Annotated in this window: 31 protein-coding genes; 13 read left to right on the forward strand and 18 right to left on the reverse strand. The window is 67.5% G+C overall.

The annotated features are described in order from the left end of the window. Window positions 1-146 precede the first annotated feature (146 nt). Window positions 147-587, forward strand: a complete 441-nt coding sequence (gene arfB / locus AYO52_RS07790) for an alternative ribosome rescue aminoacyl-tRNA hydrolase ArfB (RefSeq protein ID WP_067715542.1) — start codon at window positions 147-149, stop codon at window positions 585-587. On the opposite strand, the gene AYO52_RS07795 is transcribed toward arfB, so the two are convergent. Further along, window positions 553-1,548: a LysR family transcriptional regulator gene (locus AYO52_RS07795; protein WP_067715545.1), complete on the reverse strand. Its 996-nt coding sequence runs from the start codon at window positions 1,546-1,548 to the stop codon at window positions 553-555. The two genes, arfB and AYO52_RS07795, sit on opposite strands and share 35 nt — an antisense overlap. A 125-nt stretch (window positions 1,549-1,673) precedes the next feature. Between AYO52_RS07795 and AYO52_RS07800 the strand changes: the two genes are divergently transcribed. Both AYO52_RS07800 and AYO52_RS07805 read left to right on the forward strand, forming a co-directional pair. Then, window positions 1,674-2,666 (forward strand): putative oxygenase MesX, encoded by a 993-nt coding sequence (locus tag AYO52_RS07800; RefSeq protein WP_067715548.1) that lies wholly within the window; start codon window positions 1,674-1,676, stop codon window positions 2,664-2,666. Between the two features lie 20 nt (window positions 2,667-2,686). Beyond that, window positions 2,687-3,739 (forward strand): methionine synthase, encoded by a 1,053-nt coding sequence (locus AYO52_RS07805; RefSeq protein ID WP_067715552.1) that lies wholly within the window; start codon window positions 2,687-2,689, stop codon window positions 3,737-3,739. Window positions 3,740-3,825: 86 nt separating this feature from the next. Here AYO52_RS07805 and AYO52_RS07810 read toward each other — a convergent pair whose 3' ends face one another. Beyond that, window positions 3,826-4,362: a dihydrofolate reductase family protein gene (locus AYO52_RS07810; protein ID WP_067715554.1), complete on the reverse strand. Its 537-nt coding sequence runs from the start codon at window positions 4,360-4,362 to the stop codon at window positions 3,826-3,828. Window positions 4,363-4,568: 206 nt separating this feature from the next. On the opposite strand from AYO52_RS07810, the gene AYO52_RS18230 reads away from it, so the two are divergent. Then, window positions 4,569-4,757, forward strand: a complete 189-nt coding sequence (locus tag AYO52_RS18230) for a VOC family protein (protein ID WP_143337675.1) — start codon at window positions 4,569-4,571, stop codon at window positions 4,755-4,757. A gap of 266 nt (window positions 4,758-5,023) precedes the next feature. Here AYO52_RS18230 and AYO52_RS07815 read toward each other — a convergent pair whose 3' ends face one another. The 6 genes from AYO52_RS07815 to AYO52_RS07840 all read right to left on the reverse strand — a co-directional run bounded on the left by AYO52_RS07815 (window position 5,024) and on the right by AYO52_RS07840 (window position 9,959). Then, a complete protein-coding gene (locus AYO52_RS07815) occupies window positions 5,024-5,344 on the reverse strand; it encodes a head-tail adaptor protein (protein ID WP_067715556.1) in 321 nt (106 codons plus the stop codon). Then, complete coding sequence (locus AYO52_RS07820; protein WP_067715559.1) at window positions 5,341-5,697, reverse strand: hypothetical protein; 357 nt, start codon at window positions 5,695-5,697, stop codon at window positions 5,341-5,343. The genes AYO52_RS07815 and AYO52_RS07820 overlap by 4 nt, the downstream gene beginning before the upstream one ends. Beyond that, the gene (locus AYO52_RS07825) at window positions 5,697-6,536 is read right to left on the reverse strand and encodes a phage major capsid protein (protein WP_067715561.1); all 840 of its coding nucleotides are present in this window, start codon (window positions 6,534-6,536) and stop codon (window positions 5,697-5,699) included. Before AYO52_RS07825 ends, AYO52_RS07820 begins: the two co-directional genes overlap by 1 nt. Window positions 6,537-6,664: 128 nt before the next feature. Continuing rightward, window positions 6,665-7,261, reverse strand: coding sequence for a hypothetical protein (locus AYO52_RS19250; protein ID WP_371517474.1), 597 nt, complete (start codon window positions 7,259-7,261; stop codon window positions 6,665-6,667). 17 nt (window positions 7,262-7,278) lie between these two features. Then, window positions 7,279-8,484, reverse strand: a complete 1,206-nt coding sequence (locus AYO52_RS07835; RefSeq protein WP_172812133.1) for a phage portal protein — start codon at window positions 8,482-8,484, stop codon at window positions 7,279-7,281. Between the two features lie 17 nt (window positions 8,485-8,501). Then, the gene (locus AYO52_RS07840) at window positions 8,502-9,959 is read right to left on the reverse strand and encodes a terminase large subunit domain-containing protein (protein ID WP_253701993.1); all 1,458 of its coding nucleotides are present in this window, start codon (window positions 9,957-9,959) and stop codon (window positions 8,502-8,504) included. Between the two features lie 427 nt (window positions 9,960-10,386). Here AYO52_RS07840 and AYO52_RS19255 point away from each other — a divergent pair, with 427 nt between their 5' ends. Next, window positions 10,387-10,992, forward strand: a complete 606-nt coding sequence (locus tag AYO52_RS19255; RefSeq protein ID WP_371517489.1) for a hypothetical protein — start codon at window positions 10,387-10,389, stop codon at window positions 10,990-10,992. A 110-nt stretch (window positions 10,993-11,102) separates the two neighbouring features. Here AYO52_RS19255 and AYO52_RS18235 read toward each other — a convergent pair whose 3' ends face one another. The 7 genes from AYO52_RS18235 to AYO52_RS07865 form a co-directional block, all read right to left on the reverse strand. Then, entirely contained in the window at window positions 11,103-11,264 is a 162-nt protein-coding gene (locus tag AYO52_RS18235; RefSeq protein ID WP_156523565.1) for a hypothetical protein, read from the reverse strand. After that, the gene (locus tag AYO52_RS07850; protein WP_067715574.1) at window positions 11,261-11,440 is read right to left on the reverse strand and encodes a hypothetical protein; all 180 of its coding nucleotides are present in this window, start codon (window positions 11,438-11,440) and stop codon (window positions 11,261-11,263) included. Before AYO52_RS07850 ends, AYO52_RS18235 begins: the two co-directional genes overlap by 4 nt. Further along, window positions 11,437-11,565: a hypothetical protein gene (locus AYO52_RS19130; RefSeq protein ID WP_256388220.1), complete on the reverse strand. Its 129-nt coding sequence runs from the start codon at window positions 11,563-11,565 to the stop codon at window positions 11,437-11,439. Before AYO52_RS19130 ends, AYO52_RS07850 begins: the two co-directional genes overlap by 4 nt. Window positions 11,566-11,570: 5 nt before the next feature. Beyond that, window positions 11,571-11,744, reverse strand: coding sequence for a hypothetical protein (locus tag AYO52_RS18240; RefSeq protein WP_156523566.1), 174 nt, complete (start codon window positions 11,742-11,744; stop codon window positions 11,571-11,573). Beyond that, entirely contained in the window at window positions 11,741-12,427 is a 687-nt protein-coding gene (locus AYO52_RS07855) for a MarR family transcriptional regulator (protein WP_067715577.1), read from the reverse strand. The genes AYO52_RS18240 and AYO52_RS07855 overlap by 4 nt, the downstream gene beginning before the upstream one ends. A 169-nt stretch (window positions 12,428-12,596) precedes the next feature. After that, the gene (locus AYO52_RS07860; protein WP_067715580.1) at window positions 12,597-13,079 is read right to left on the reverse strand and encodes a hypothetical protein; all 483 of its coding nucleotides are present in this window, start codon (window positions 13,077-13,079) and stop codon (window positions 12,597-12,599) included. 95 nt (window positions 13,080-13,174) lie between these two features. After that, complete coding sequence (locus AYO52_RS07865) at window positions 13,175-13,357, reverse strand: AlpA family transcriptional regulator (protein ID WP_067715583.1); 183 nt, start codon at window positions 13,355-13,357, stop codon at window positions 13,175-13,177. A 101-nt stretch (window positions 13,358-13,458) separates the two neighbouring features. Here AYO52_RS07865 and AYO52_RS07870 point away from each other — a divergent pair, with 101 nt between their 5' ends. Beyond that, window positions 13,459-14,124, forward strand: coding sequence for a helix-turn-helix domain-containing protein (locus AYO52_RS07870; RefSeq protein ID WP_172812134.1), 666 nt, complete (start codon window positions 13,459-13,461; stop codon window positions 14,122-14,124). After that, window positions 14,111-15,280 carry a site-specific integrase gene (locus tag AYO52_RS07875; protein WP_082923868.1) on the forward strand — a complete coding sequence of 390 codons (1,170 nt, stop codon included), beginning with the start codon at window positions 14,111-14,113 and terminating at the stop codon, window positions 15,278-15,280. The genes AYO52_RS07870 and AYO52_RS07875 overlap by 14 nt, the downstream gene beginning before the upstream one ends. A gap of 25 nt (window positions 15,281-15,305) precedes the next feature. Here the strand turns inward: AYO52_RS07875 and ychF are convergent, their stop codons facing one another. Continuing rightward, window positions 15,306-16,385 carry a redox-regulated ATPase YchF gene (ychF, locus tag AYO52_RS07880; RefSeq protein WP_067715705.1) on the reverse strand — a complete coding sequence of 360 codons (1,080 nt, stop codon included), beginning with the start codon at window positions 16,383-16,385 and terminating at the stop codon, window positions 15,306-15,308. Between the two features lie 99 nt (window positions 16,386-16,484). On the opposite strand from ychF, the gene AYO52_RS07885 reads away from it, so the two are divergent. Beyond that, on the forward strand, window positions 16,485-17,990 hold the full coding sequence (locus tag AYO52_RS07885; protein ID WP_067715587.1) for an AI-2E family transporter: 1,506 nt from the start codon (window positions 16,485-16,487) through the stop codon (window positions 17,988-17,990). Between the two features lie 11 nt (window positions 17,991-18,001). Beyond that, entirely contained in the window at window positions 18,002-18,499 is a 498-nt protein-coding gene (locus AYO52_RS07890; RefSeq protein WP_181694249.1) for a DUF6542 domain-containing protein, read from the forward strand. Between the two features lie 70 nt (window positions 18,500-18,569). Here the strand turns inward: AYO52_RS07890 and AYO52_RS07895 are convergent, their stop codons facing one another. Further along, window positions 18,570-19,550 carry a 4-hydroxy-3-methylbut-2-enyl diphosphate reductase gene (locus AYO52_RS07895; RefSeq protein WP_067715591.1) on the reverse strand — a complete coding sequence of 327 codons (981 nt, stop codon included), beginning with the start codon at window positions 19,548-19,550 and terminating at the stop codon, window positions 18,570-18,572. Window positions 19,551-19,623: 73 nt separating this feature from the next. Here AYO52_RS07895 and AYO52_RS07900 point away from each other — a divergent pair, with 73 nt between their 5' ends. Genes AYO52_RS07900 through AYO52_RS07910 form a run of 3 tightly spaced genes read left to right on the forward strand, consistent with a single transcriptional unit; the run spans window position 19,624 to window position 21,535 of the window. Next, complete coding sequence (locus AYO52_RS07900; protein ID WP_067715593.1) at window positions 19,624-20,013, forward strand: hypothetical protein; 390 nt, start codon at window positions 19,624-19,626, stop codon at window positions 20,011-20,013. Beyond that, window positions 20,010-21,302, forward strand: coding sequence for an exodeoxyribonuclease VII large subunit (gene xseA / locus AYO52_RS07905; protein ID WP_067715596.1), 1,293 nt, complete (start codon window positions 20,010-20,012; stop codon window positions 21,300-21,302). Before AYO52_RS07900 ends, xseA begins: the two co-directional genes overlap by 4 nt. Next, entirely contained in the window at window positions 21,302-21,535 is a 234-nt protein-coding gene (locus tag AYO52_RS07910; protein ID WP_067715599.1) for an exodeoxyribonuclease VII small subunit, read from the forward strand. Before xseA ends, AYO52_RS07910 begins: the two co-directional genes overlap by 1 nt. 74 nt (window positions 21,536-21,609) lie before the next feature. Here the strand turns inward: AYO52_RS07910 and AYO52_RS07915 are convergent, their stop codons facing one another. Further along, window positions 21,610-22,170 carry a DUF4245 domain-containing protein gene (locus tag AYO52_RS07915; protein WP_067715601.1) on the reverse strand — a complete coding sequence of 187 codons (561 nt, stop codon included), beginning with the start codon at window positions 22,168-22,170 and terminating at the stop codon, window positions 21,610-21,612. A 165-nt stretch (window positions 22,171-22,335) separates the two neighbouring features. Between AYO52_RS07915 and glpX the strand changes: the two genes are divergently transcribed. Further along, on the forward strand, window positions 22,336-23,346 hold the full coding sequence (glpX, locus tag AYO52_RS07920) for a class II fructose-bisphosphatase (protein WP_067715604.1): 1,011 nt from the start codon (window positions 22,336-22,338) through the stop codon (window positions 23,344-23,346). Window positions 23,347-23,372: the final 26 nt, after the last annotated feature.

Consider the following 23,372-nt stretch of genomic DNA (forward strand, 5'->3'; position numbering starts at 1 on the left):
CCCACGGATGCAGCAGAAGAGCCCGATTTGCCGTTGCCCGCCCCGGTGACACCGCACTGTTCACTGACACCTCTGGCGTGTACGAGCTGGAGGTCGACTGACTCTGCGGCGAAAGGCGCCTGAGGACGAGCGGGGACAATGACACCATGGACGATCTGCTCATCGCGCCGGGGCCCGGGGCACCACACGGCCTCCGGATCCCGGCGGTCGAGCTCGTCGAGCAGTTCTCCCGCTCCTCCGGCCCCGGCGGCCAGGGCGTCAACACCACAGATTCGCGGGTCCAGCTCAGCCTCGATCTCGCCACCACCACTGCACTCGAAGAGACGCAGCGGGCCCGGGTGCTGCGCAATCTCGCCTCTCAGCTCGACGACGCGGTACTGACGATCGCGGCCTCCGAGGAGCGTTCCCAGCGGCGGAACCGGGCCGCGGCCCGCGTCCGTCTCGCCGGGCTTCTTCGTGAGGCCGTTGCCCCGGCGGGTCCCCGTCGACCGACGCGCCCGACCCGGGGTTCGCAGCGCCGCCGACTGGAAGCCAAGAGCCGGCGCGATGCCATCAAGGAAAACCGCCGACGTCCCGACTCCGACTAGGCCCGCCCGGGCGTTCACGGGCGTCGAGCAGGTCGATTCCGTAGTCGGCCACGACGGCCCGCATCTCGGCCAGGTAGCGCTGCGCCTGTTCGGTGAGCGGGATTCCGGAGTGGCTGATCCATCCGATCTCGATGCTCTGGTCCACTTCGAGGGGGATGGCGACGATCTCGGGATCCAGGTCGTCACTGATGATGCCGGTCGAGATCGTGTAGCCGTCCAGCCCGATCATGAGGTTGAAGATGGTCGCACGGTCGGACACCCGGATCTCCCGGGCACTGGAGAGTGTGGAGAGGATCTCCTCGGCGAAGTAGAACGAGTTGTTCGCGCCCTGGTCGAACGTCAGCCGCGGAAGGTCTGCGAGATCCTCGAGCGTGACGTGGTCCCTGGTGGCCAGGGGGTTCTGCCGGGAGATGAACACGTGCGGGGTCGCCGTGAACAGCGGGTGGAACACCAGCCCGGAGTCCCGCAACAGCTTGTCGATGACCTTGCGGTTGAAGTCATTCCGGTAGAGGACTCCCACCTCACTGCGGAGTGTCCGGACGTCCTCGATGATGTCCCACGTGCGGGTCTCCCGGAGCGAGAACTCGTACTGCTCCGCGTCGCCGGACCTGACCATCCGGATGAACGCCTCCACGACGAACGAGTAGTGCTGTGCGGATACCCCGAGCAACCGCCGTGAGGGTGGCTGGCCGAGGTAGCGCTGCTCCAGCAGCGACATCTGTTCGACGACCTGTCGGGCGTAGCCGAGGAATTCCGCGCCCTCGTCGGTCAGCGTCACTCCCCGGGCGGACCGGGCAAGCAGGGTGCGCCCCACCCTGGATTCGAGGTCCTTCATCGCGGCGGACATGGTCGGCTGGGCGACGTAGAGCAACTCCGCAGCGCCGGTGATCGAGCCCTCCGCGGCGACCTCGATGAAGTAGTGCAGCTGCTGGAGTGTGATACCTCTGGATTCCCGGCGCATAGCTACAGCCTATAGAGATCCATAGCAAACGTTAGTTACCCGATACCTGAACTGGGACTGCAGGATGGGGATACAGAATTTCCGCAGCGCCGAGCCCGGCCGACCAAGCCCTGAATTGGACGTACATGTCGAACGAACTCACGTTCAGCATCACCACCACCCGCTTCGACGAGAACTACTCTCCGTCGGAGAGCTCTCGGACCACCACGAACTTCGCGAACCTGGCTCGCGGCGAGCATCGGCAGCAGAATCTCCGCCGAACCCTGTCGATGATCAACCACCGATTCAACGACCTCGCACGCCGGGATAACCCGACCGGGGACCGCTATTCGGTCGAACTCGAGATCGTCTCCGCGGACCTGCAGTTCTATACGGACGATGCCGATCACGGGTTCCCCCTGATCGAGGTACTGGATATCCAGATCGTCGATCACCAGACCGGGCACCGCCTGCCGGGCATCGTGGGCAACAATTTCTCGTCCTACGTCCGCGACTACGACTTCAGCGTTCGGCTGCCGTCGGTCAATGAAGGAAGCTCCGAGTTCACCGTGCCCAGCGACTTCGGTGTCCTGCACGGAAAGCTGTTTCAGCACTTTCTCGACTCCGCGGCGTACGGGGAACGATTCGAGGTGGATCCCGTGATCTGCATCAGCGTGTCGACGAGCAGGACCTACCACCGGACCGGCTACCAGCACCCGGTCCTCGGCGCCGAGTACCAGCAGGACGACTACTCGTTGACCGACGAGTACTTTCACAAGATGGGGCTCCAGGTCAGGTACTTCATGCCACCCGGCGGGGTCGCCCCGCTCGCGTTCTATTTCCGCGGCGAACTGCTCAACGACTACTCGGACCTGCAGCTCATCGGCACGATCAGCGTCATGGAGACGTTCCAGAAGATCTATCGGCCGGAGATCTACAACGCGCACTCGGCCGCAACTGACGTCTACCGGCCGTCCTTGGATCAACAGGACTACTCGCGCACCCCGATTGTCTACGACCGTGACGAGCGCAGTCAGCTCGCGAAGAAGCAGGGCGCGTACACGGAAGAACACTTCATCAAGCCGCACCGAGAACTCCTCGAGCAGTGGGCCGCCCGCCACGCCGTTCTCGTCGGATGACCACCGGAGGAAAGTCGACCATGAACCGGATCCTGCCCACGTCCACCGTCGGCAGCCTGCCCAAGCCCTCGTGGCTCGCCCAGCCTGAAGTCCTCTGGTCGCCCTGGCGGTTGCAGGGCGACGAGCTGAGCGAGGGCAAACAGGACGCGCTGCGTATCGCAGCCCACGAACAGAGCAACCGCGGCATCGACATCGTCAGCGACGGCGAGCAGACCCGTCAGCACTTCGTCACGACCTTCATCGAGCATCTCGACGGCGTCGACTTCGATCGGCGCGAGACCGTCCGGATCCGCAACCGCTACGACGCGAGCGTGCCCACAGTAATCGGCGACGTGAGCCGCTCAAAGCCCGTGTTCGTCGACGACGCGAGGTTCCTCCGGCAGCAGACCGATCAGCCGATCAAGTGGGCGCTCCCCGGCCCCATGACGATGATCGACACGCTCTACGACGGCCACTACAAGAGCCGTGAGAAGTTGGCGTGGGAGTTCGCGACGATCCTCAACCAGGAGGCCCGAGATCTCGAGGCCGCGGGGGTCGACATCATCCAGTTCGACGAGCCCGCGTTCAACGTCTACTTCGACGAGATGAAGGACTGGGGCGTGGCGGCACTGGAACGAGCAGCCGAGGGACTCCGCGCGGAGACCGCGGTACACATCTGCTACGGCTACGGGATCAAGGCCAACACCGACTGGAAGGCCTCCCTCGGGTCGGAATGGCGACAGTACGAGGAGTCGTTTCCACTACTGCAGCAGTCCAGCATCGACATCATCTCGCTGGAGTGCCACAACTCTCGTGTCCCGATTGACCTCGTCGAGCTAGTCCGGGGCAAGAAGGTCATGCTCGGGGCGATCGACGTGGCAGACGAGCGCGTCGAGACCCCGCACGAGGTCGCCGCCACTCTCCGGCGGGCACTCGGGTTCGTCGACGCGGACAAACTCCTGCCGAGTACGAACTGCGGGATGGCGCCCTTCCCACGGGACATCGCGCTCGCGAAGTTGAGCGCGCTCAGCGCGGGCGCTCGCATCGTTCGCGAGGAGATTTCTGCCGCGTCCCTCACCGAGGCAGTGAGGTAGCCAGGGTTCAGTCATCCGGATCCCGGGCGACCCCGTGGCACAGCTCGCGCGTTCATCACGTCAGCTGGGCTGAACCGCGCGCAATTTCAAGGGCTTGTCAGTGGCCCCTGGACGTCGTACCGGACCACCACGAAGTCACGGTTCCGCTCGCACCCCGTGAGTTGGAGATCGAAGGCACCGCCGAACAGCGGCTTTCCTGAACCGAGGGTCACGGGCGCGATCGAGACCACCACCTCGTCGAGCATCCCGGCCCCCGCGAATTCTGCCGCGATGCCACCACCCCCCATCACCCACACATCGCGGCCGCCGGCCGCGGATTCAAGAGCTCCGCGATGATCCACAGGGTCCCCGGCGACGAAGGAGACATGTTCGTTCGCCGCCTCCAGACTGCGGTGGGTGAACACGAAGGTGGGGATCTCCGGCAGCCACTCACGGTCGTGCTCGAGCACCCACATATACGTGGACGAGCCCATGACCTGGGCTCCCACATCGACGAGGAACGCCGCGGTGCTGCCCGGCCCGTTCTCGTCGATATCGTGCTTGAAAAGCCAGGCCAGGGAGTGCTCATCGTCGGCCAGGAACCCATCGAGGGTCGAGGCTGCGAAGTAGCGGTAGCGGGTCATGGAAGCCCTCCTGAGGCGCGGCGGTTCCGCGTGATCGGATCCGGACCGAGGTGTGCGATGTCCCGGTTTCCGCATGGTAAACCCGCATCCCACCGAGCCCCGGCACACACCGTTCTCTTGTGCGGCGAATCGCGGAGGGCGATGGTGCTGTCATGAACATCGAACGCATCGTTCCCGATCTGACGGTCTGAGTCTGATCACCGCCGATGACACAAGCCCCGGAGAACCCAGACGTCTCAATCTTCGTGGACGACGTTCAGACCGCGTACGACCGCACCGTGGCGGCAGGTCTCCAGATCGTGCACCGGCTCAGATCAGAGAAGTGGGGCGTCGTCCGGTTCTTCTACCGCGACGCATCAGGCAATGTGGTCAACGTCGGCATGCATGCTCGGTGACCGGCCGACTCACACGTTGAACCGGAACTATCTACTGGGACTTTGCCGAGACGGTCGCTTGATGGCGGTTGCTGAAAGATAGGGCTTGACCTGCGGTCACGTAGTGGCCGGTGTTGGTCCGCGCAATCCCCGGGTGGATCTCCTGCGTACTCTCTGCGTACCGGGGACACGAGAGCACCCCCCGGCGTAGTGCTGGGGGGTGTCTCCGCACCGGTGACGGGTACCGGTGCAACCGCCGCCGTGGAAGGGTCGACGACGGTGGTCTGTTATCCGGTCGTGCGCTTCAAGATCACCTCGAAGTGATGGTCCCGGCCGGCCACGGTGTGCCGCTCCACGTCACCGTCGACGTCGTAGTCGACTCCGCGCCACACGACACGGTCGGCGGGCTTGATCTCCGTCCGTGGCCCGGTCAGCATCCGGTACCGGGTCGACACCATGTCACGGTGCGCCACAGTCTCGGTGGAGCCGAGCGGCGACATGGTGCACCGGACGGGGATCTCCACGTCGGCGTAGATCGGGGAACCGTACCGGTCGCGGTCGACGATCTCCCGCCGCTCGAGGACGGCCCGGTCCTGGAACACGATCACAGGGCACGCACCCTGTACCGGTTCAACACCGCGAGCTCCACGAGGGTGAAGCCTTGGAACGCGCCGCGGATGGACACCCCGCCGGTGTCGTACGGGATGCCGGTCGGGTTGGTGACCAGTCGTGCCGCGGCGGTGAGGATGACGTCGTCGATCCCCTCCCGGTGCGTGTGGACGACCGTCAGGTCGACGCCTTCGCCGATGTACTCGTCGCCGTTGGGGTCGATGTGCCGGCCGCGGGTGTACGCGGCGACCATTGACGTCACGGTGCGTACGGCGGCGTCGGCCTGGGCCACGAGTACCTCGTCGGTGTCGTCGTGGCCCAGGAACGCGAGGACGTCGGTGCCGGTGGTCATCACGGGGTGGCCGCGGTGAGGACGACGACCCCCTCGGGGTGGATGAGGCCGAGGTCGTAGCGGGTGACGACGCGGATGCCGGTCTCGTCGGTGTCGGCGTACTTCTGGTCGAGGATCTTGACCTGCGGGTCGATGTCGCGGACGACGGCGAGCTGCTTGGTGTCCATGAGCAGTCCCTTGCCGGCGGGCATCCGGTTCGACACCGTCACGGGGACACCGAAGAGGCGGTACTGCGTGTCGGAGGTGATGTCCGACTCGAGGATGTACCGGCCGTCGCCGTCCTTGACCTTGCGCAGGGTGTAGAAGTCGCCACCGTTGAAGATCCACCGGTTCGGCTGGACCTCGGCGGCGGTGGCGAGCGCCAGGGCGTCGAGGAGGCTGTCCGGGTCCGCGAGGTCCAGGACCGCGTCCTGGGTGCCGGCCTGGTTGAGGACACCGGTCACGGTGTTGTCCGTGCCGTCGCCGTTGAGGAGCGCGTCGTCGAGCTTGGTCTTGACGTCGTGGACGAGACGCTGCTGGAGAACACCGGAGACACCCATCTTCGCCTGACGGATCAGCTCATTGGTCACGCGGACGATCGCCTTGATGGACTTGCGGTTCGTCGGCATGAGCGACAGTTCGTCGAAGTCGGCGGTGTAGTCGTCGGGGATCTGCTCACCCTCTCCGACCCATGCGACGGCGGTGGAGCCGGTCAGGCGCGGGATGCGCAGCGGCTCGGAGGAGTTGAAGATCGTGGCGCCGCTGGAGAGGACGACGGACGCGGCCTCGAGGGGCTGCACGAGCATCGTGGAGACCTGGTCCTGGATGGTGGACGAGGCGGAGGTGGTGGTGTTGACCATTGGGGTCACCCTTTCGGTTGCGTGAACGGATAAGGCACGTTCACCGCCGGGGTGACAGACGAGGGGGACGCCGGGTCCCACATAGTGAGATTGTACCCGACGTCCCCGACATTGTCGTCACGTGACGTCTACAGCGTGCCTCTCATGGCCTCGAGGAGATCCGGTCCCCCTCCGGTCTTGCCGCGGTTGCCCTGCCCGACGTCGCCAGCCACCCGGCGGGCCCGGAGGTGGGGCTTGCGGGTGAGGAGGTCGTCGACCGCGGCGGCGAGGGCGTCCGGGTCCTCGAGGTGGGCCTCGTCGAACTCGAGGTCCGTGGGGTCGGCGAGCTTCCCGGTCTGCCCGACGAGTGCGGTGTGGAGCCGTTGGGCGAGCTGGTCGGCCTTCTGGGCGCGTTCCCGGTAGCGGGCGTTCTCCTTGCGGAGATCCTTGACGACCTTGGCGGGAAAGGTCTCCGGCTCGGTCTCCTCGGTGTCACCACTTGGTGACACTCCGTCGTCATCTGGCTCGTTCTGGATGGCGCTGTTAACGCCATCTAGCTCGGTCACGTTCTTCTCGTCTGCTAGAGGTGCGGAGCGCAACTCTTCCAGATCGGCCTTCTCTTCTGGAGCAGTTGCGGTCTGCAACTGCTCCAGATTGGCCTTCTCGTCTAGAAGAGCTGCAGGCTGCAGCTCTTCTAGAGCAGATGGGGACCCCATCTGCTCTAGATCGGTGTCGTTCTCGGTCATGGTTTCCCTCTCGTCGCTCATGCCACACCCGCCCGCTCGCGGGCCTCGTCGTCGTCGATCACGCCGTCGTTGTGGAGCTTGACGGTCGCGTCGGCCTCCGCTGCTACCGAGCGGGCGGACGGGTCTGCCCACCGCACTCGGACGTCGTACACCTCCGGGTCATGCCCATCCGCCACAGCGAGGAGGAGTCGGCCCACCTGCTCCCAGGACCTGCCGAACGCCTGCTGGCGGGCCTCTGCCTTCGCGGTGAGCGCGGCCTCGGCTGCCCTGGTCTGCTCCGCGCTGGCCGGGTTCGCCGTCATCACTCCGAGGTAGTGGCCGGGGAGCCCGGTCACCGCTGAGATCGACTGGACGATCACGTCCACCGCGGTCCGATAGCTGTCCAGGCCGGCGCCTGAGAGCTGCCCGAACTTCGTCTCCGGGGCCTCCGAGATCATCGTCTTGTCCGACTCCGGGATCGGGTTGATCGGGTTCCCCTCGTCGTCCTCCGCGACCTCGAGGCCGGTGGCCCACCGGCGGGGGCGGGCGTAGGACTCGCTCGTGACCATCATGTCCGCGAGGATCTTGTTCAGCGCGTCCACCGGGCCGATCACGTCAGCGAACTCGGACGTGCCGTCCACGACTCCGGGCCGGTCAGCGTTGACCAGCGGCACCACCGGGACGACACCGAGGTCGTTGGGGACCGAACGGACCGCGGACAGGGCCTCCGGGTTCAGCGGCTCCCCGACGAAGTGGACGATCTCGTCGTGCCGGTACACCACGACGTGCGTCTGCTCGGTCCGTCCGTCCGGGGTCGGTTCGATCCATCGTTTCACCGCGCCGACGACTTCACCGGTTGCCGGGTCGCGGGCCACGCTCATGGAGTGCGGGGACTCGATGGTGACGCGGGGCCGGCCACGACGGTCCGCCCACACCAGCGCGTAGGCCGATCCGAGGACGAGCGCCTCCCGGTGCGCCTGGGCGGCGAGCTGGTCCAGGTCCGATCCGGTCCAGAGCTGCCACAGCTTGTCGGAACGCTGGCCGGCGACGTCAAACCCGGACACCGTCAGGCGTTCGGAGATCGCGGACACCAGGAGCCGAGGGACGTTGACGGCGAGCCGGTCGAACTTCGTGCCGATAGCCTCCCGCGCCTCCGGGGTCAGGTACGCCAGCGGCTGACGGCCGGCGTAGTAGCGCTCGAGGAGGGACAGGGCCGGTGCCCTGTTGTCGATCTTCTGGAGCATGTCTTTCACTGCTGGTCTCATCTGAAACTCACCACTTTCTTTCGTTGCTTCTGGGTTGCGTGCCATGCCGCTCGGTCGAGCGCCACGATTGCCGCCACGGCGGCGTCGATCTTCCGCGGGCTACCCCGCTTGTCTTTGGAGACGAGATCCCCCTGCGGGGTGCGTTTCGCTACGCAATGCGCGAAGTGCGAGGCCATGCGGGCATCCCCGTCATGCGTCACCTCTCCGGTAGCGATTGCCTGGAACATGCGGTCGGTTGCCGGGGCCATACGGCCAGCGTGCGCCGTGTTCCATTCCAGGACTTTCTTCTCCCCGTGCCGGTCGGCCCACCCCTCGATCTCGGATCTCCATCCCCACGGATCGGCGGCGAGCTCGAGGACGTCGAAGTCCTGGAACGCCACGTCCACCGCCGCGTCCACGTCGGAGCGCGGCACCCGCCACCGCGGATCTCCGGGATTTTCCCAGAGCCCCACGACGAACAAGTGCGGGTCGTCGACCGTGCAGCCGATCAGCGCCGTCGAGTCACCCGACGCGCTGCCGTCGAACGCCAGGACCACCCGGTCACGCTTACCGACCCGGCGGTCCTCGTCGGCACGCTGGTCGAACACACCGAACGGGAGCCACGACTCCGACCCCGACACCCACTGGCCCAACCTGAGCTGACGGAACACCGGCTCCCGTAACGTCCGCTGAGCCGACGCCAGACCGTCCTCGGAGAGGAAGTCACCGAGGGCCGGGTTCGCGGCTGCCCACGCCTTCCGGTCGTCCGTCGCGCACCCCTCCGGGGCCATGAACTCACGGAGGAAGAACGACGGGTCGTCACCCTTCCGGCCATGCTCCACAAGCGACCACATGATGCAGTCGGGCGTCGTCGAGGGAGTCGAGATCGCCAGGACGAGACTCTCCGGCCGCTTACCAACGACCGAGGTGACCGCCTCCCAGACCTCCGGAGTGACCACATGTAACTCATCCACGACGAGGAGGGACGGGTCCCACCCATGCAGCGCGGCCGGGTCCGCCGGCAACGCCCGGATGCTCGAGTCGTTCTCCGGGACCTCGATCCGATCCCGATACACGTGCGCACGCTCCGCGAGCTCCGGCGACAACTCGATCATGCGACGCGCCAGGTTGAGGACGATCTTGGCCTGCCGCTCATCCGAGGCCACGACGAGGATCTCGGCGGACGGCGGACCCACCCACAGCTCCGCGACCGCGAGCGCAGCGGCCAAGGCACTCTTACCGTTCGCTCTCGGCAGGCTGACCACCGCGGTACGCACCCCATCGGCGTACGCGCCACGCACGATCTCCGTCTGCCACGGCCGCAACCGCAGCGGCTTCAGCGCACCGACCCCCTTCGGCACATTCACGTACGTCTTGACGAACCGCTCCCGACGACGAGCACGGTCAGTCGGCCACCCCTTGAACGACAGCGGCGCCGCCTCGATCTTCGATTTTGGCCCGGCCTTGATAGCCACTCATCCCACCCCCTCGGAGGTACCCCTCGGGGTATGTGAGGCAAACTTAGCCTCCCGGCGTGGGTCCGGGTCGCTATCCGCTGGGGGTGTCCCCCCTGGGGTCTGGTTGGGTCGCTGACGGCCTCTCTCGCGGTTGTGGTACCCACATACCACTTCGACGGTTGCGAGCGTTACAGGCAAGCCTGCGGCTTTCCGTCGCCATGCCTCTTCGGAGTGGTCGAGTTGGAGGTCGTGCGGGGTTCCGCAGTCTGCGCAGAATGGTTGGAGCTTGCGGGCTCGCTTGGAGAGCCGGTCCCACTGGGAGTCGTAGCCTCTCGCTCTCGGGCTTGTCTTGCGGTTGTGGCGTTCCCGTTCGACGGGTGGCGCGCACTCGGAGCACCGCGGCGTGTCGACCGGTGTGCCGCAGTCGAGGCAGGGGCGGAGGGTCATGCCGGGTCCTCGAGTCCGGCCACCTTGTGCAGGTAGCTGGAGAGGAACTGGAGACCGAGCGGGGTGTGGACCGCGGGGACCATCTCCTGGTAAAGGGCATGGACCGCGGGGACCATCTCCTGGTAAAGGGCATGGACCGCGGGGACCATCTCCTGGTAAAGGGCATGGACCGCGGGGACCATCTCCTGGTAAAGGGCATGGACCGCGGGGACCATCTCCTGGTAAAGGGCATGGACCGCGGGGACCATCTCCTGGTAAAGGGCATGGACCGCGGGGACCATCTCCTGGTAAAGGGCATGGACCGCGGGGACCATCTCCTGGTAAAGGGCATGGACCGCGGGGACCATCTCCTGGTAAAGGGCATGGACCGCGGGGACCATCTCCTGGTAAAGGGCATGGACCGCGGGGACCATCTCCTGGTAAAGGGCATGGACCGCGGGGACCATCTCCTGGTAAAGGGCATGGACCGCGGGGACCATCTCCTGGTAAAGGGCATGGACCGCGGGGACCATCTCCTGGTAAAGGGCATGGACCGCGGGGACCATCTCCTGGTAAAGGGCAAGGACGGCGAGCACGAGTTCGGTGGGCCGGTGGCAGTCGTTGACTTCACCGAGGATTGCGCTGATGCCGTCGGTGTCTCCTCGTCCGTGGTGCGCGACGAGAGCGGCGGCGCGACGATGGTCGGCGGCGGTGATGGTCAGGTGTTCTTGGTCGTCACTCATTGGGGGTCTCCTGCTCGGCGTGGTCATGAAGTTGATCGGCGAGGGCGACGGCCTCGTCCGGGGGAATGAGATAGGTGGTGCCGCCGATGGTGAGGATCACCCACCTGTGTCGGCGGGAAACCTCGGGGTGGACGACCGTTTCTCGGCGGATCACGAGGCGGCTCCTCGGGCTCGGCGGGCGATGTAGTCGGGGCAGGTGTCGTCGTGGTGGATCTCCATGACGTAGACGCCGGGGGCGTGGGTGACGAACCTGGTCTCGGAGTCGCAGTCGGGGCACCCTCCCGCGATGGGGTGGGGGCCGAGGGCTTGGAAGATGTCGCTGATGCTCATGCTGGGACCCTTTCGGTGGCGAGGAGGTACTTGGTGCCGTCCTGGACGACGTGGCCGTCGGCGAGGACGACGGGCCGGCGGCGGTCGGCGCTGGTCGACACTCTCGGTGTGGGGTTGCTGCGCATGAGCCTCACGCCGTCTCCCTCCCGTATGCCTCGACACCGACCAGGCAGGCGTCGCATTCGCCGCTGTTGGTCACGCGGTCGACCGGGTGGTCGGGGCATCGGCGGATGAGCAGGGCGGTCAGTCCGTGCTTGAGGGGCCGGGACTCGACGAGGCGGATCTCGGGGTGCGGGGTGGTCATGATGCTCTGCGCCTCTCTAGGCGTCGGATGATGAACGGGGACAGGAAGCCGTCGCCGACGAGCCGTGTGGCGATCTGCTCTTCCTCGGCGCTGAGGTCCGGGATGGCGTCGGAGACCTTGAATAGCTCCTTGAGGACCTTGGGGTCCGCGAGCCGCTCGTCGACCGCGACGAGTTGCGTGGCCGGTGCTCCCTCGCGCGCGCCTGCGCGCGTTGGTGAGCTTTGATTTGATCCTTTGATCTGATCAGGATCTGTTGGGTGGACATCTAGGTGTCCTCTGTTCCTGTCTCTGAATGTCCTCTGTTCTGTCACGGATGTCCTCTGTTCTTCCGCGAATGTCCTCTGTTCCGGGCTCGGAAGTGGGGACACTGATGTCCCCTGTTCTTCGGCCGGGAGTGGCGCTTCCGGGGGCGTCTGCTGGGTCGCCGAGGGGTAGCTGAGCCGATACTCCGAGGCGAGCCCTCGACGTCCCCCGGAGCGGCCTTCCCGGGTGCGTTCGATCCACCCGGACTTGATCAACTGGTCGATGTGCCGCGTGATGGTCCGCGGGGTTGTGCCCTGCGCTTCGGCGAGTGCGGTCCGGCCGGGGAAGGCGTGCTCGCCGAGGGCGTCCGAGTAGTTGAAGATCCCGATGCCGGTCGTGAACGCGGGAGACTGGGCCATCTCTGCGTAGAACGCCTTCATCCAGTGGAACTTGTATCCGTGGCCGGCCAACGTTGTCCCCCCCTCGGGCCTGGTCGTGTGCGGGTCTCAGTGAGTGCGGCTGGTCGAGCGGTCCCGGTCGGCGGCGGGATCGCCGGTGTGCCGCATCACGAGGCCGTGCCCGGGTCGGTCCGGCGGCGCGCGTGCTCGCTCATGCCTGCCCCTCCTGGATCTCGGCCCACTGCCCCGCGAGGGCGAGGAGGTCGAGCGCCCACCGGCTCAGCTCGGCGGGGCTCTCGGCCAGCCCCTCACCGATGCGGACACGCATGTCCATCCGGGTGGAGACGGCGTGCTGGTCGACCTCGAGCGAGGCGGTCATGCCCTTGTGGTCGGCGTAGATGGCGTCCAGGTAGCGGACGCAATCGGTGCCGTCCGGTGTCAGTTCCCAGTCGGTGTGCTTGTGGACGGTGGCGAACTCGGGCAGAGGCACCTCGGCGGGTCCCATGACTCGGCGGACGCGGGCCTGGTCTCGAGCGCAATCGCGCATGTACTCGACGAGGTCGATTCCCAGGCTGGCGGCGTGGTCCTCGGGCCAGCGAGCGAACTTGGCGTCGAGGTCGTCGAGGTCGGTGTCGGTGAGGTGCTTGGCGGTTGCGCTGTCGAGCCAGGGGCGGCTCGGGGTATGGTTGGTCATCACGATCTCCTGTGCATGGGTGGTCGGTCGGACGCCTTCGGTGGGCGACGGAGTTGCAGCTCCGCCACCGGGGGCGTTCTTTGTGTCCGTGGGCATTAGCTGGCCTCCTCGAACTGGCGGTCAATCCAGTCCAGGACGTCCTGCTCGCGCCAGTAGCGGCGACCTCCGATGAGTGCCGACTTGGGCGCGGTGCCGGATTGGATCATCCAGTTGAGGCCGGCTTCCGACTTGCGGAGCATCGGTGCGACCTCCTTCTTCGTAAGCAACTTGGGTGCCACGGGGTTACCTCCTCCTTCCCCAACACCTTGTTGGGGCTTCCACGAATCAGCATACACCACAACAAGTGGCAGGGCGCAACATCATGTGGCATCCTTCTTGCATGCCCAGCCCTGATCCGCATGAGATGCCCGACACTGACAAGGTTTTTGGGAGACGCGTTGAACGTCTCCGAGAACGTAATGGCTGGTCACAGACGGAACTCGCCAGGAAAATGAAGGAGCGTGGTTTTGACGCCTTCCACCAGACGACAATCTCGAGGGTTGAGAAGGGCGAGAGGCCTGTGCGTCTCGGGGAGGCTGTGGCATTCGCCGACATCTTCGGTCGGCCGCTGGAGTCGATGCTTGCCGCTCCCTCTGGGGAGGTTGCACCCGACTCCGAGATCATGGCCGCCTTCATCCGGCGAACGGTGAACTGGCAGAACGACGCCATTCAAGCGATCACAAAGCACATGTGGTGCATTGCGAATATCCGGGAAGCGCGAAAGGAGTTCTTGGAGCTAGGGGGAGAACGAGCCCCGGACGATGAACTCCTCGCCCTTCTCAAGGAGTACGACGGGCTGTTCGACCGGGACAACGAGTTCCTCGTCGGACAAGCAGAGAAACTCTACGAGGAGGTCCGAGAACTCGAGTACTTCACGCTAGTCGACAAGAAGCTGGACGAACTGTGGCCAGGCTCTCGGGCCGCCGCCCGGATGCGAGCTGAACGCAGACGGATGCGAAAGCGAGTGGAAGCGGAGATCGAGGGTCCGCACGATGCGGAGGAGTAGGCGGTCTGGGGTCGAGGATCTGTGGACCTCTAAGCGCACCGGCGAACCGACCCGGCTCCACGGTCAGGGCAAGCGGTGGCGTGCCCGCTACGTGGACGACAGCGGGCAGGAACACACCAAGCGGTTCCCGCGGAAGCGTGACGCGGAAGCATGGCTCGATGAAGTGACCGCAACTCTCGTTGTCGGGAGCTATGTGCCCCCGGACCGCGGGCGCATGACGTTCAGCGCGTACTACGCCGACTGGGCCACCCGGCAGGTGTGGGAGTCCAGCACCGTGAAGGCTATGGATCTCGCGGCCGGCGGGGTGACGTTCGGGGACGTACCGTTCCCAGACCTCCGGCCGTCCCATATCCAGACGTGGGTCAAGTCGATGCAGGACCGGGGCCTCGCGCCGGGGACGATTCGCACCCGTTTCAACAACGTGCGCACGGTGTTGAAGGCTGCGCACCGAGACCGGTACCTGGGTGCCGACCCGACTGTGGGCGTGCCTCTCCCCCGCCGGCGTCGCGCCGACATGGCGATGACTATCCCCACCGAGGTAGAGGTGAGCACGCTACTCGAGAAGTCGGAGGAGGTGTTCTCTCCGTTCGTCGCCCTATGCGCGTTTGCGGGTCTCCGGCTGGGTGAAGCGGCCGCGCTACAGACCGGGGACGTGGACTTCCTCCGCGGCGTGATCCATGTGCGGCGTCAGGTCCAGCGGGCGAACGGTGGAGAGGTGGAGCTGCGTCTGCCGAAATACGGATCGGAGCGCGACGTGGCGGTCCCGCGGGCGCTGACCGACATGCTCGCCGTACACACCACGAAGGTGCTCGCAGACGGTGAGCCGGAAGCGTGGCTGTGGCCGGGTGAGCGCGGTAATCCGTGGCACCAGAACACGGTGACTTACTACTGGCGGAAGGCCAGGGAGAAGGCGGGGCTGGAGTATCGGCTGCACGACCTCCGGCACTTCTACGCCTCGGGCCTGATCGCCTCCGGGTGTGACGTGGTGACCGTCCAGCGGGCGTTGGGGCACCGCTCCGCCACGGTCACGCTGAACACCTACAGCCACTTGTGGCCGGACGCCGAGGACCGTACGCGGGCGGCGTCGAAGTCGCTCATGGAGTCGGTGCTGGAATCTCCTGCGTACTACCTGCGTACCGGAGGGCCTGTTTCGTAGTCTGACCAGCGCGTTAGTGCCGGTATCACACGTTGAACCGGAACTCCACCACGTCGCCGTCGGCCATGACATAGTCCTTGCCCTCCATGCGCACCTTGCCGGCGGCCTTGGCGGCGGCCATCGAGCCGGCGGCGTCGAGGTCGTCAAAGGAGACGATCTCGGCCTTGATGAAGCCATTCTCGAAGTCGGTGTGGATGACGCCGGCGGCCTTGGGGGCGGTGTCGCCCTTGCGGATCGTCCAGGCGCGCGACTCCTTGGGGCCGGCGGTGAGGTAGGTCTGCAGCCCGAGGGTGTGGAAGCCCGCGCGGGCCAGTGCGTTGAGGCCCGGTTCGGTCTGGCCGATCGACTCGAGCAGCTCCATGGCGTCCTCCTCGTCGAGTTCCTGCAGCTCGGCCTCCACCTTGGCGTCGAGGAACACGGCGTCGGCCGGCGCCACGGCGGCGCTCAGCTCAGCCTTGCGCTCGTCGCTCGTGAGCACCGACTCGTCGGCGTTGAAGACGTAGAGGAAGGGCTTGGCGGTCATGAGGTGCAGGTCGCGCAGGAGGCCGCGGTCGATCTCGTCCTGGGCCTTGAACAGTGTGCGCCCGTCCTCGAGCACGGCCTGCGCCTTGCGGACCTCGTCCAACAACGCCACGAGGGACTTGTCCTTGCGCGAGTCCTTCTCGAGCCGCGGGATCGCCTTCTCGATGGTCTCCAGGTCGGCCAGGATCAGCTCGGTGGCGATCACCTCGATGTCGGCCATCGGATCGACCTTGCCGTCGACGTGGATGACGTCCGGGTCGTCGAAGACGCGCACGACCTGGCAGATCGCGTCGGCCTCACGGATGTTGGCGAGGAACTTGTTGCCCATCCCTTCACCGGTGCTGGCGCCCTTGACGATGCCCGCGATGTCGACGAACGACACGACGGCGGGCAGGATCCGCTCGGAGCCGAAGATCTCCGCGAGTCGGTTCAGGCGTGGGTCCGGCAGATCGACCACGCCGACGTTGGGCTCGATGGTGGCGAACGGGTAGTTCGCCGCGAGGACGTCGTTGTTCGTCAGGGCGTTGAACAGGGTCGACTTACCGACGTTGGGCAGTCCGACGATTCCGAGGGTGAGGCTCACGAGGGCACAGTCTACGGACAGCACCCCGGCTCCTCCCCCGCGGCCGTCGGGCGCCTCGTCAGGGAGCACACCACCGTGACCTCTGACATCATGTGACCCATGACCGACGAGCCGAAACCGCGTCCCCCCGTCGAGGACCAGGAGCAGCACGTCGACCGTTCCGTCCTCATCGGACTGGGCGGGCGCTGGGTCACCGACTGGGCCCTGCGACTGGCCATCCTTCTCGTCGCGGGCTGGTTGGTATCGAGGATCGGTGGCGCCCTGTGGGTCGGCATCCTCCCGATCCTGTTGGCGCTCATCGTCTCCACGGTGCTGTGGCCGCCGACGGGGTGGATGGTGCGGCACAGGGTCCCCAAGACGCTGGCCTCGCTGTTGTCCATCATCGCGTCACTCGGCCTCGTCTCGGGCGTGGTCGCCCTCATCGCCCCGTCGATCGTCGAGCAGAGCGTGCAGCTCGCCGACCAGACCTCGGAGGCGATCACCCAGGTCCAGGACTGGTTGCGCGGACCGCCGCTGAACATCCGGGACGAGCAGCTCGACGGGGTCCTCGAGCAGCTCAGCTCCACCCTGCAGGACCGCGGTGACCAGATCGCCTCGGGTGTGTTCAGCGGTGTCAGCGCGGTGGGGTCCTTCGTGATCACCCTCGTGCTGGTTCTGGTCCTGACGTTCTTCTTCATCAAGGACGGGCCGAGGTTCCTCCCGTTCGTCCGCCGCATCTCCGGGCGCACCGCCGGCCGTCACCTGACCGAGGTCCTGACCCGCGCCTGGAACACCCTCGGCGGCTACATCCGCGCCCAGGCGATCGTGTCGTTCGTCGACGCGGTGCTCATCGGTCTGGCTCTGGTGATCCTGGGCGTACCGCTGGCGTGGGCGTTGGCCGTCATCACGTTCATCGCCGGGTTCATCCCCATCGTCGGCGCCTTCACCGCGGGTGCGCTCGCAGTCCTCATCGCCCTGGTCGCCAACGGCTTCACGACCGCGATCATCGTCCTGGTCGTGATCATTCTCGTGCAGCAGCTCGAGGGCAATGTTCTCCAGCCGATCGTCCAGTCGCGGGCGATGAACCTGCACCCGGGGGTCATCCTGCTCGGCGTGGCCGCGGGTAGCACGCTGTTCGGCATCATCGGCGCGTTCCTGGCCGTCCCGCTCCTCGCGGTACTGGCGGTCGCGCTGCGCTACATCAACGAGCAGATCGACCTGCGTACCGGTGATGTGACCGCGTCGGATCTGGCGTCGGCGACAGACGAGGGACGTCTGACCGCGTGGCTCGCCGAGCTGTCGAGCTCGCGCTTCGCACCTCTGCGCAAGAGCAGTACCGCGATCATGGCCGGGATGATCGACGAGCGCCCCGACATCGCCGGGCCCCGGCGCCCGGTCCCCACCAGTGCGGGCGCAGGGGTCACCGTGGAGGCCGACGACGACGAGGTGGGCGGCGGCTCCACCACCGCCGCCCCGGGGTTGTCGGATGAACCCCCGCCGGCGGCGGGCCCCGTCGATCCGAAGGCGGTCGACGGCTACCGCCCGTCCCCGCAGGAGCAGGAGGCGGAGAAGCCCAACCCGCTACGGCGGTTCGGCCGTTTCCTCGCCCGCCGACTGGGAGGTTAGAGTCTTCTCCCGTGACTAGACGCAGGAGTGGACGGGTACCCGCGGACGAGCGGTCCGTGCTGTCCTCGACGCGGGGGCTGCCTGCCTGGACCGCGGTCCTCCTGGCGGTGGCGATCTCGCTGACCGGCGTGGCCATCGACTCGGTTTCCGGGGACCTCGGCGCGGGCTTCACGGTCGCGTTCTTCCTCGGCTGCGTGGTGTCCGTGCTCGCGGTCGCGCGGCGCTCGGTGTTCGTCGCGGGGGTGCAGCCACCGATCATCATGGCCCTGCTGGTCCCGCTGGTCTACGTCGTCTCCGGGGTCGGTTCGGGCGCGGACGTCTTCTCGCGGTCCCAGCTCGTGTCGATCATCCTGCCGCTGGCGACCCGCTTCCCTCTGATGATCACCACGACCGTCGTGGTGGTGGCGATCGCCCTGATCCGTGCTCTGGTGCTGGAGCCGCGGCCGCGGGTCGCCCGCCCCGCGGCGCCGCCCATCCAGCGCAGCGCCCCGGCACACGCCCGCCGTTGAGGCGGGGTGCGACGGGGCGCTGACGGCTACCGCGTCCTCCCCGCCACCTACCGTCGGGCGGGGGCGCGTATCAGACCTTCTTGGGAACCCGCAGTTCGCGGGGCAGCGAGAACGTGATGGTCTCCTGCGCCGTCCGGACGGTGGAGACGTCACCGAAGCCGTGGTCGGCGAGCAGGTCCACCACTCCGCGGACGAGGATCTCCGGCACGGACGCGCCCGAGGTCACGCCGACGGTGGTGACGCCCTCGAACCAGGACGTGTCGATCTCCTTGGCGTAGTCCACCAGGTGCGCGTCGCGGGCTCCCGCCTGCAGCGCGACCTCCACCAGTCGCACGGAGTTGGACGAGTTCTGTGACCCCACCACGATCAACAGGTCGCACTGCGGGGCCATGGTCTTGACCGCGACCTGACGGTTCTGCGTGGCGTAGCAGATGTCGTCGGACGGCGGGTCGATGAGCGTGGGGTACTTCTGCTTGAGGCGGCGCACCGTCTCCATGGTCTCGTCCACGCTGAGCGTGGTCTGCGAGAGCCAGATCAGCTTCTCGGTGTCCACGGGGATGTCCAGCGCGTCCACGGACTCGGGGCCGTCGACCAGCGTCACCACGTCGGGCGCCTCACCGGCGGTCCCCTCGACCTCCTCGTGGCCCTCGTGGCCCACCAGCAGGATGAGGTAACCCTCGCGCGCGAAGCGCTTGACCTCGGTGTGGACCTTGGTCACCAGGGGGCAGGTGGCGTCGAACGTCTTGAGTTCGAGCTGGAGAGCGCTCTCCCGGACGGCGGGCGAGACGCCGTGCGCGGAGAACACCAGGTTCGCCCCGTGCGGGACCTCGTCGGTCTCGTCGACGAAGATCACGCCCTGGTCGGTGAACGACTCGACCACGTGCTTGTTGTGGACGATCTCCTTACGGACGTACAGCGGCGCCCCGTGCTTGGCCAGGGCTTTCTCGACCGTCTCGACGGCTCGGTCGACGCCGGCACAGTAGCCGCGCGGTTCCGCGAGAAGTACCCGCTTGGTAGCCGGTTCGGCGATCATGTCGGTCTGCTCGGTCATGTCCCCAGGGTACGGTTCATACTGGATTTCGACCATTACGCCTCCCTTCACGCCCCCCGGCAGAGAGGTCCGCATGCTCCGACCCCTGTTCCTGACCCGTGCCTCGATCGGTCTCGCTGCCACCGCGGCGGAGCGTGTCGTGGCCCTGCCCGGCCGTGCGGTCGAGGCGGTCACCACGCTGCCCGCGATCCCCGTGCGGGTCGCCGGCGGCCTGGTCCAGTCCTATCTCCACGCCGGTCAGACCCTCACGGACCTGGCCGTCAAGGGCGACAAGGTGCTCGCCTCGGTGTTCCCGGCGCGGTCCGACCAGCCGGAGTGGGCGACGTTCGACGAGGACGAGGCCGACCCCGACGAGGTCTTGGACGTGTCCTACCGGGTCTACGGGTCGTCCTCGAGAGCCGCCCGCGACCGGGACGACGACCCCGACGTGCCGACCGGCCGCGTCGCCCCCCGCGACGCGTGACGGCCTCGTCCCCGCGCACGCCGAGCAGCGCCGAGCAGCCGTGGCCGGTCCGGGTGGTCTCGGACCAGATAGCGGCGTGGATCCACCGGCTCGGGGCGGTGTGGGTCGAGGGTCAGATCACCCAGCTGAGCCTGCGCCCCGGCACCCGCACCGCGTTCCTCACCCTGCGTGACCCCTCCGTCGACAACTCGCTGACGCTCACGTGTCCGCCCAGGCTCATCTCGGAGTCGCCGGTGCCGGTCACCGAGGGCAGCCGGGTGGTCGTGCGGGGGACGCCCCGCTTCTACACGGGCCGCGGGTCGTTCTCCCTGCAGGTTTCGGAGATCCGCCCGGTGGGCGTGGGCGAGCTCCTCGCCCGCATCGAGCGGCTCAAGCAGGCGCTGTCGGCGGAGGGGCTGTTCGATCCCCGACTCAAGCGGCCCCTGCCGTTCCTGCCCACGTGCGTCGGCCTGATCACCGGTCGGGCGAGCGCCGCCGAACGCGACGTCGTGGAGGTGGCCCGCGGCCGCTGGCCGGACGTGCGTTTCGCCGTGCGCAACACCCCGGTGCAGGGGGTGTCGGCTGTGCCCCAGATCCTGGACGCGCTGGCCGAGCTCGACGCCGACCCCGTCGTCGACGTCATCATCCTCGCCCGCGGCGGCGGGTCGGTCGAGGACCTGCTCCCCTTCTCCGACGAGGCTCTCATCCGCGCGATCTCGCGGTGCCGCACCCCGGTGGTCTCCGCGATCGGCCACGAGCCCGACTCGCAGTTGTCGGATCTCGTCGCCGACCTGCGGGCGGCCACCCCGACCGATGCGGCCAAGCGGGTCGTGCCCGACGTGATCGAGGAGCGTCGTCGTATCGCCGAGGCCCGGTCCCGTACCGCCCGGGCGCTGCGCGGTTGGGTGGACCGGGAGCGCAACCAGCTGGCGGCCGTGCGGTCGCGGCCGTGCATGGCGAACCCGTACGGGATCGTCGAGTCGCGGGCGGAGATCGTCGCCGAGGCACTGCGCGCGGCCCGACGCGACATCACCCGGATCATCGACTCGGAGTCCACGTCGCTGGGCCACCTGTCGGCGCGTCTCACCACGCTCGGGCCCGCCGCCACCCTGGCCCGTGGCTATGCCGTGGTGCAGTCCGTCGCCGGGAGTCACGACGGCCGGGTGGTCTCGTCGATCGCCGACGCCCCCCCCGGATCGCAGCTGCGGATCCGCGTCTCCGACGGCTCCATCTCCGCGGCGGCACTCGGGTCGACACCCGCCGCCGGCCGCCCCACCCCTTCCACCGAACCGACCGAGGAGCAGTCCTGATGTCCGACGAGCAGACCCCCGTCTCCGAGCTGGGATACGAGCAGGCCCGCGACGAGTTGATCGAGGTGGTCCGCATCCTCGAGGCCGGCGGTCAGGATCTGGACGCCTCACTGGCGTTGTGGGAGCGGGGCGAGGAACTCGCCGAGCGGTGCACCGAACACCTCGACGGCGCGCGTGCGCGCATCGACGCCGTCCTGGGTGACGACGACGAGGGCGACTCCGGCCGGGGGTGATCCCGTCGCCCGGCCGGGCGCGAACGCCTACCGCCGCCCCGGTGCGATCACCGCGGGCACGGCACGCCGGGCGTCTACGGCGCGGGCAGCGGCTCGACGTCCTGTACGGCGGCGGCGAGTGACTCGAAGTCGGACGTCGGCGCGGAGCCGGTGACGGCCACGCGGACGTCGTCGAGGTCGAGCACCCACACCGGTCGGACGTCGTCCCCGGTGAGGACGGCCCACTCGCGCCCGGAGACGGGCACCATGGTCCGGCTGGGCCGCGGCCCGCCGCCGAGCGACCGGAACGCGTCCTCGGGGGCGTCGGACTGGACGAGTTCGATGTAGCTGCGCTCGCCCGTCACCCAGCCGACGTGGCTGGAGGTGGTCCCGGCGAAGCCCTGGACACGGCCCGAGTTGGCGGTCCACCCCTCCGGGACCTCCGGCGAGCGGATCGGGAAGTCCAGGCTCCGGGCGTCCTGCTCCAGCGACGCCCGCGCGTCGAAGTCGGGGATCTGGCCCTGCTGCGGGCCGGACGGGCTGAAGGTGCACAGTCCGGCCACTCCGGCGAAGACGCCGCAGATCACCATGAGCACCACCACCGACCAGAACATGTCGCGGTTGCCCTGCAGGATTCTCGGTTTCGCCTCGGCCACGCCTGCGAGTATCCCACCCACCCGGGGCGAGTCCGGCGCGTGGCCCCCGGCGGGGTGGCCGAGGTGGAACAATGGGCGCCGACATCCCACCGCGGCCGTGCGCGCCACCGTCGCGCCCGTGCCACCTTCAACCCCAGCCAGCGTTCACGAGGAGCCAGACCACCTATGTCACCCACCAAGCGTCCCGATCGAAACCTCGCAATGGAGCTGGTCCGTGTGACCGAGGCCGCCGCCCTGGCCGCCGGGCGGTGGGTCGGTCGTGGCGACAAGAACGGTGGCGACGGTGCCGCGGTGGACGCGATGCGCGAGCTCATCTCGACCGTCGACATGGACGGCGTCGTGGTGATCGGCGAGGGCGAGAAGGACGAGGCGCCCATGCTCTACAACGGTGAGAAGGTCGGCACCGGCGAGGGGCCGGCCGTCGACGTGGCCGTGGACCCGATCGACGGCACCCGCCTCATGGCGGAGGGTCGGCCCAATTCGATCGCGGTGATCGCCGTCGCCGAGCGCGGTTCGATGTTCGATCCGTCGGCCGTGTTCTACATGCGCAAGATCGCCGTGGGCCCGGACGCCGTGGGCAGGATCGACCTCGCCAAGTCCACTGAGTGGAACATCCGCTCGGTCGCGGAGGCCAAGAACATCGACGTCGGGGACATGACGGTGTGCGTGCTCGACCGGCCGCGCCACGCCGAGCTCATCGCCGAGATCCGTGCCGCGGGCGCCAAGGTCCGGCTCATCATGGACGGCGACGTCGCCGGCGGTGTGGCCGCGGCCTCCGACGACAGCTCGGTGGACATGCTCATGGGCATCGGCGGTACCCCGGAGGGGATCATCACCGCGTGCGCGCTGAAGTGCATGGGCGGCGAGATCCAGGGCCAGCTGTGGCCGCAGGACGAGGCGGAGCGCCAGAAGGCGGTCGACGCCGGACTCGACGTCGACGCGATCCTCGGCACGGATGACCTGGTCAAGGGCGACAACTGCTTCTTCGCCGCCACCGGCATCACCAACGGCGACATGGTCCGCGGTGTGAGCTACCGCGCCAACGGCGCCGTCACCCGCTCGCTGGTGATGCGGTCCAAGTCGGGCACCGTCCGCCACGTCGAGGGGCGCCACAAGATGGAGAAGCTCCGCGAGTTCTCCGCCGTCGACTACGGCCAGGCCGCCGGCGGCAACTGATCCCTCCCGGCACCCCGCGCCCGCCG

This window comes from Dietzia sp. 111N12-1 (assembly GCF_001658045.1).
Classification (GTDB): domain Bacteria; phylum Actinomycetota; class Actinomycetes; order Mycobacteriales; family Mycobacteriaceae; genus Dietzia; species Dietzia kunjamensis.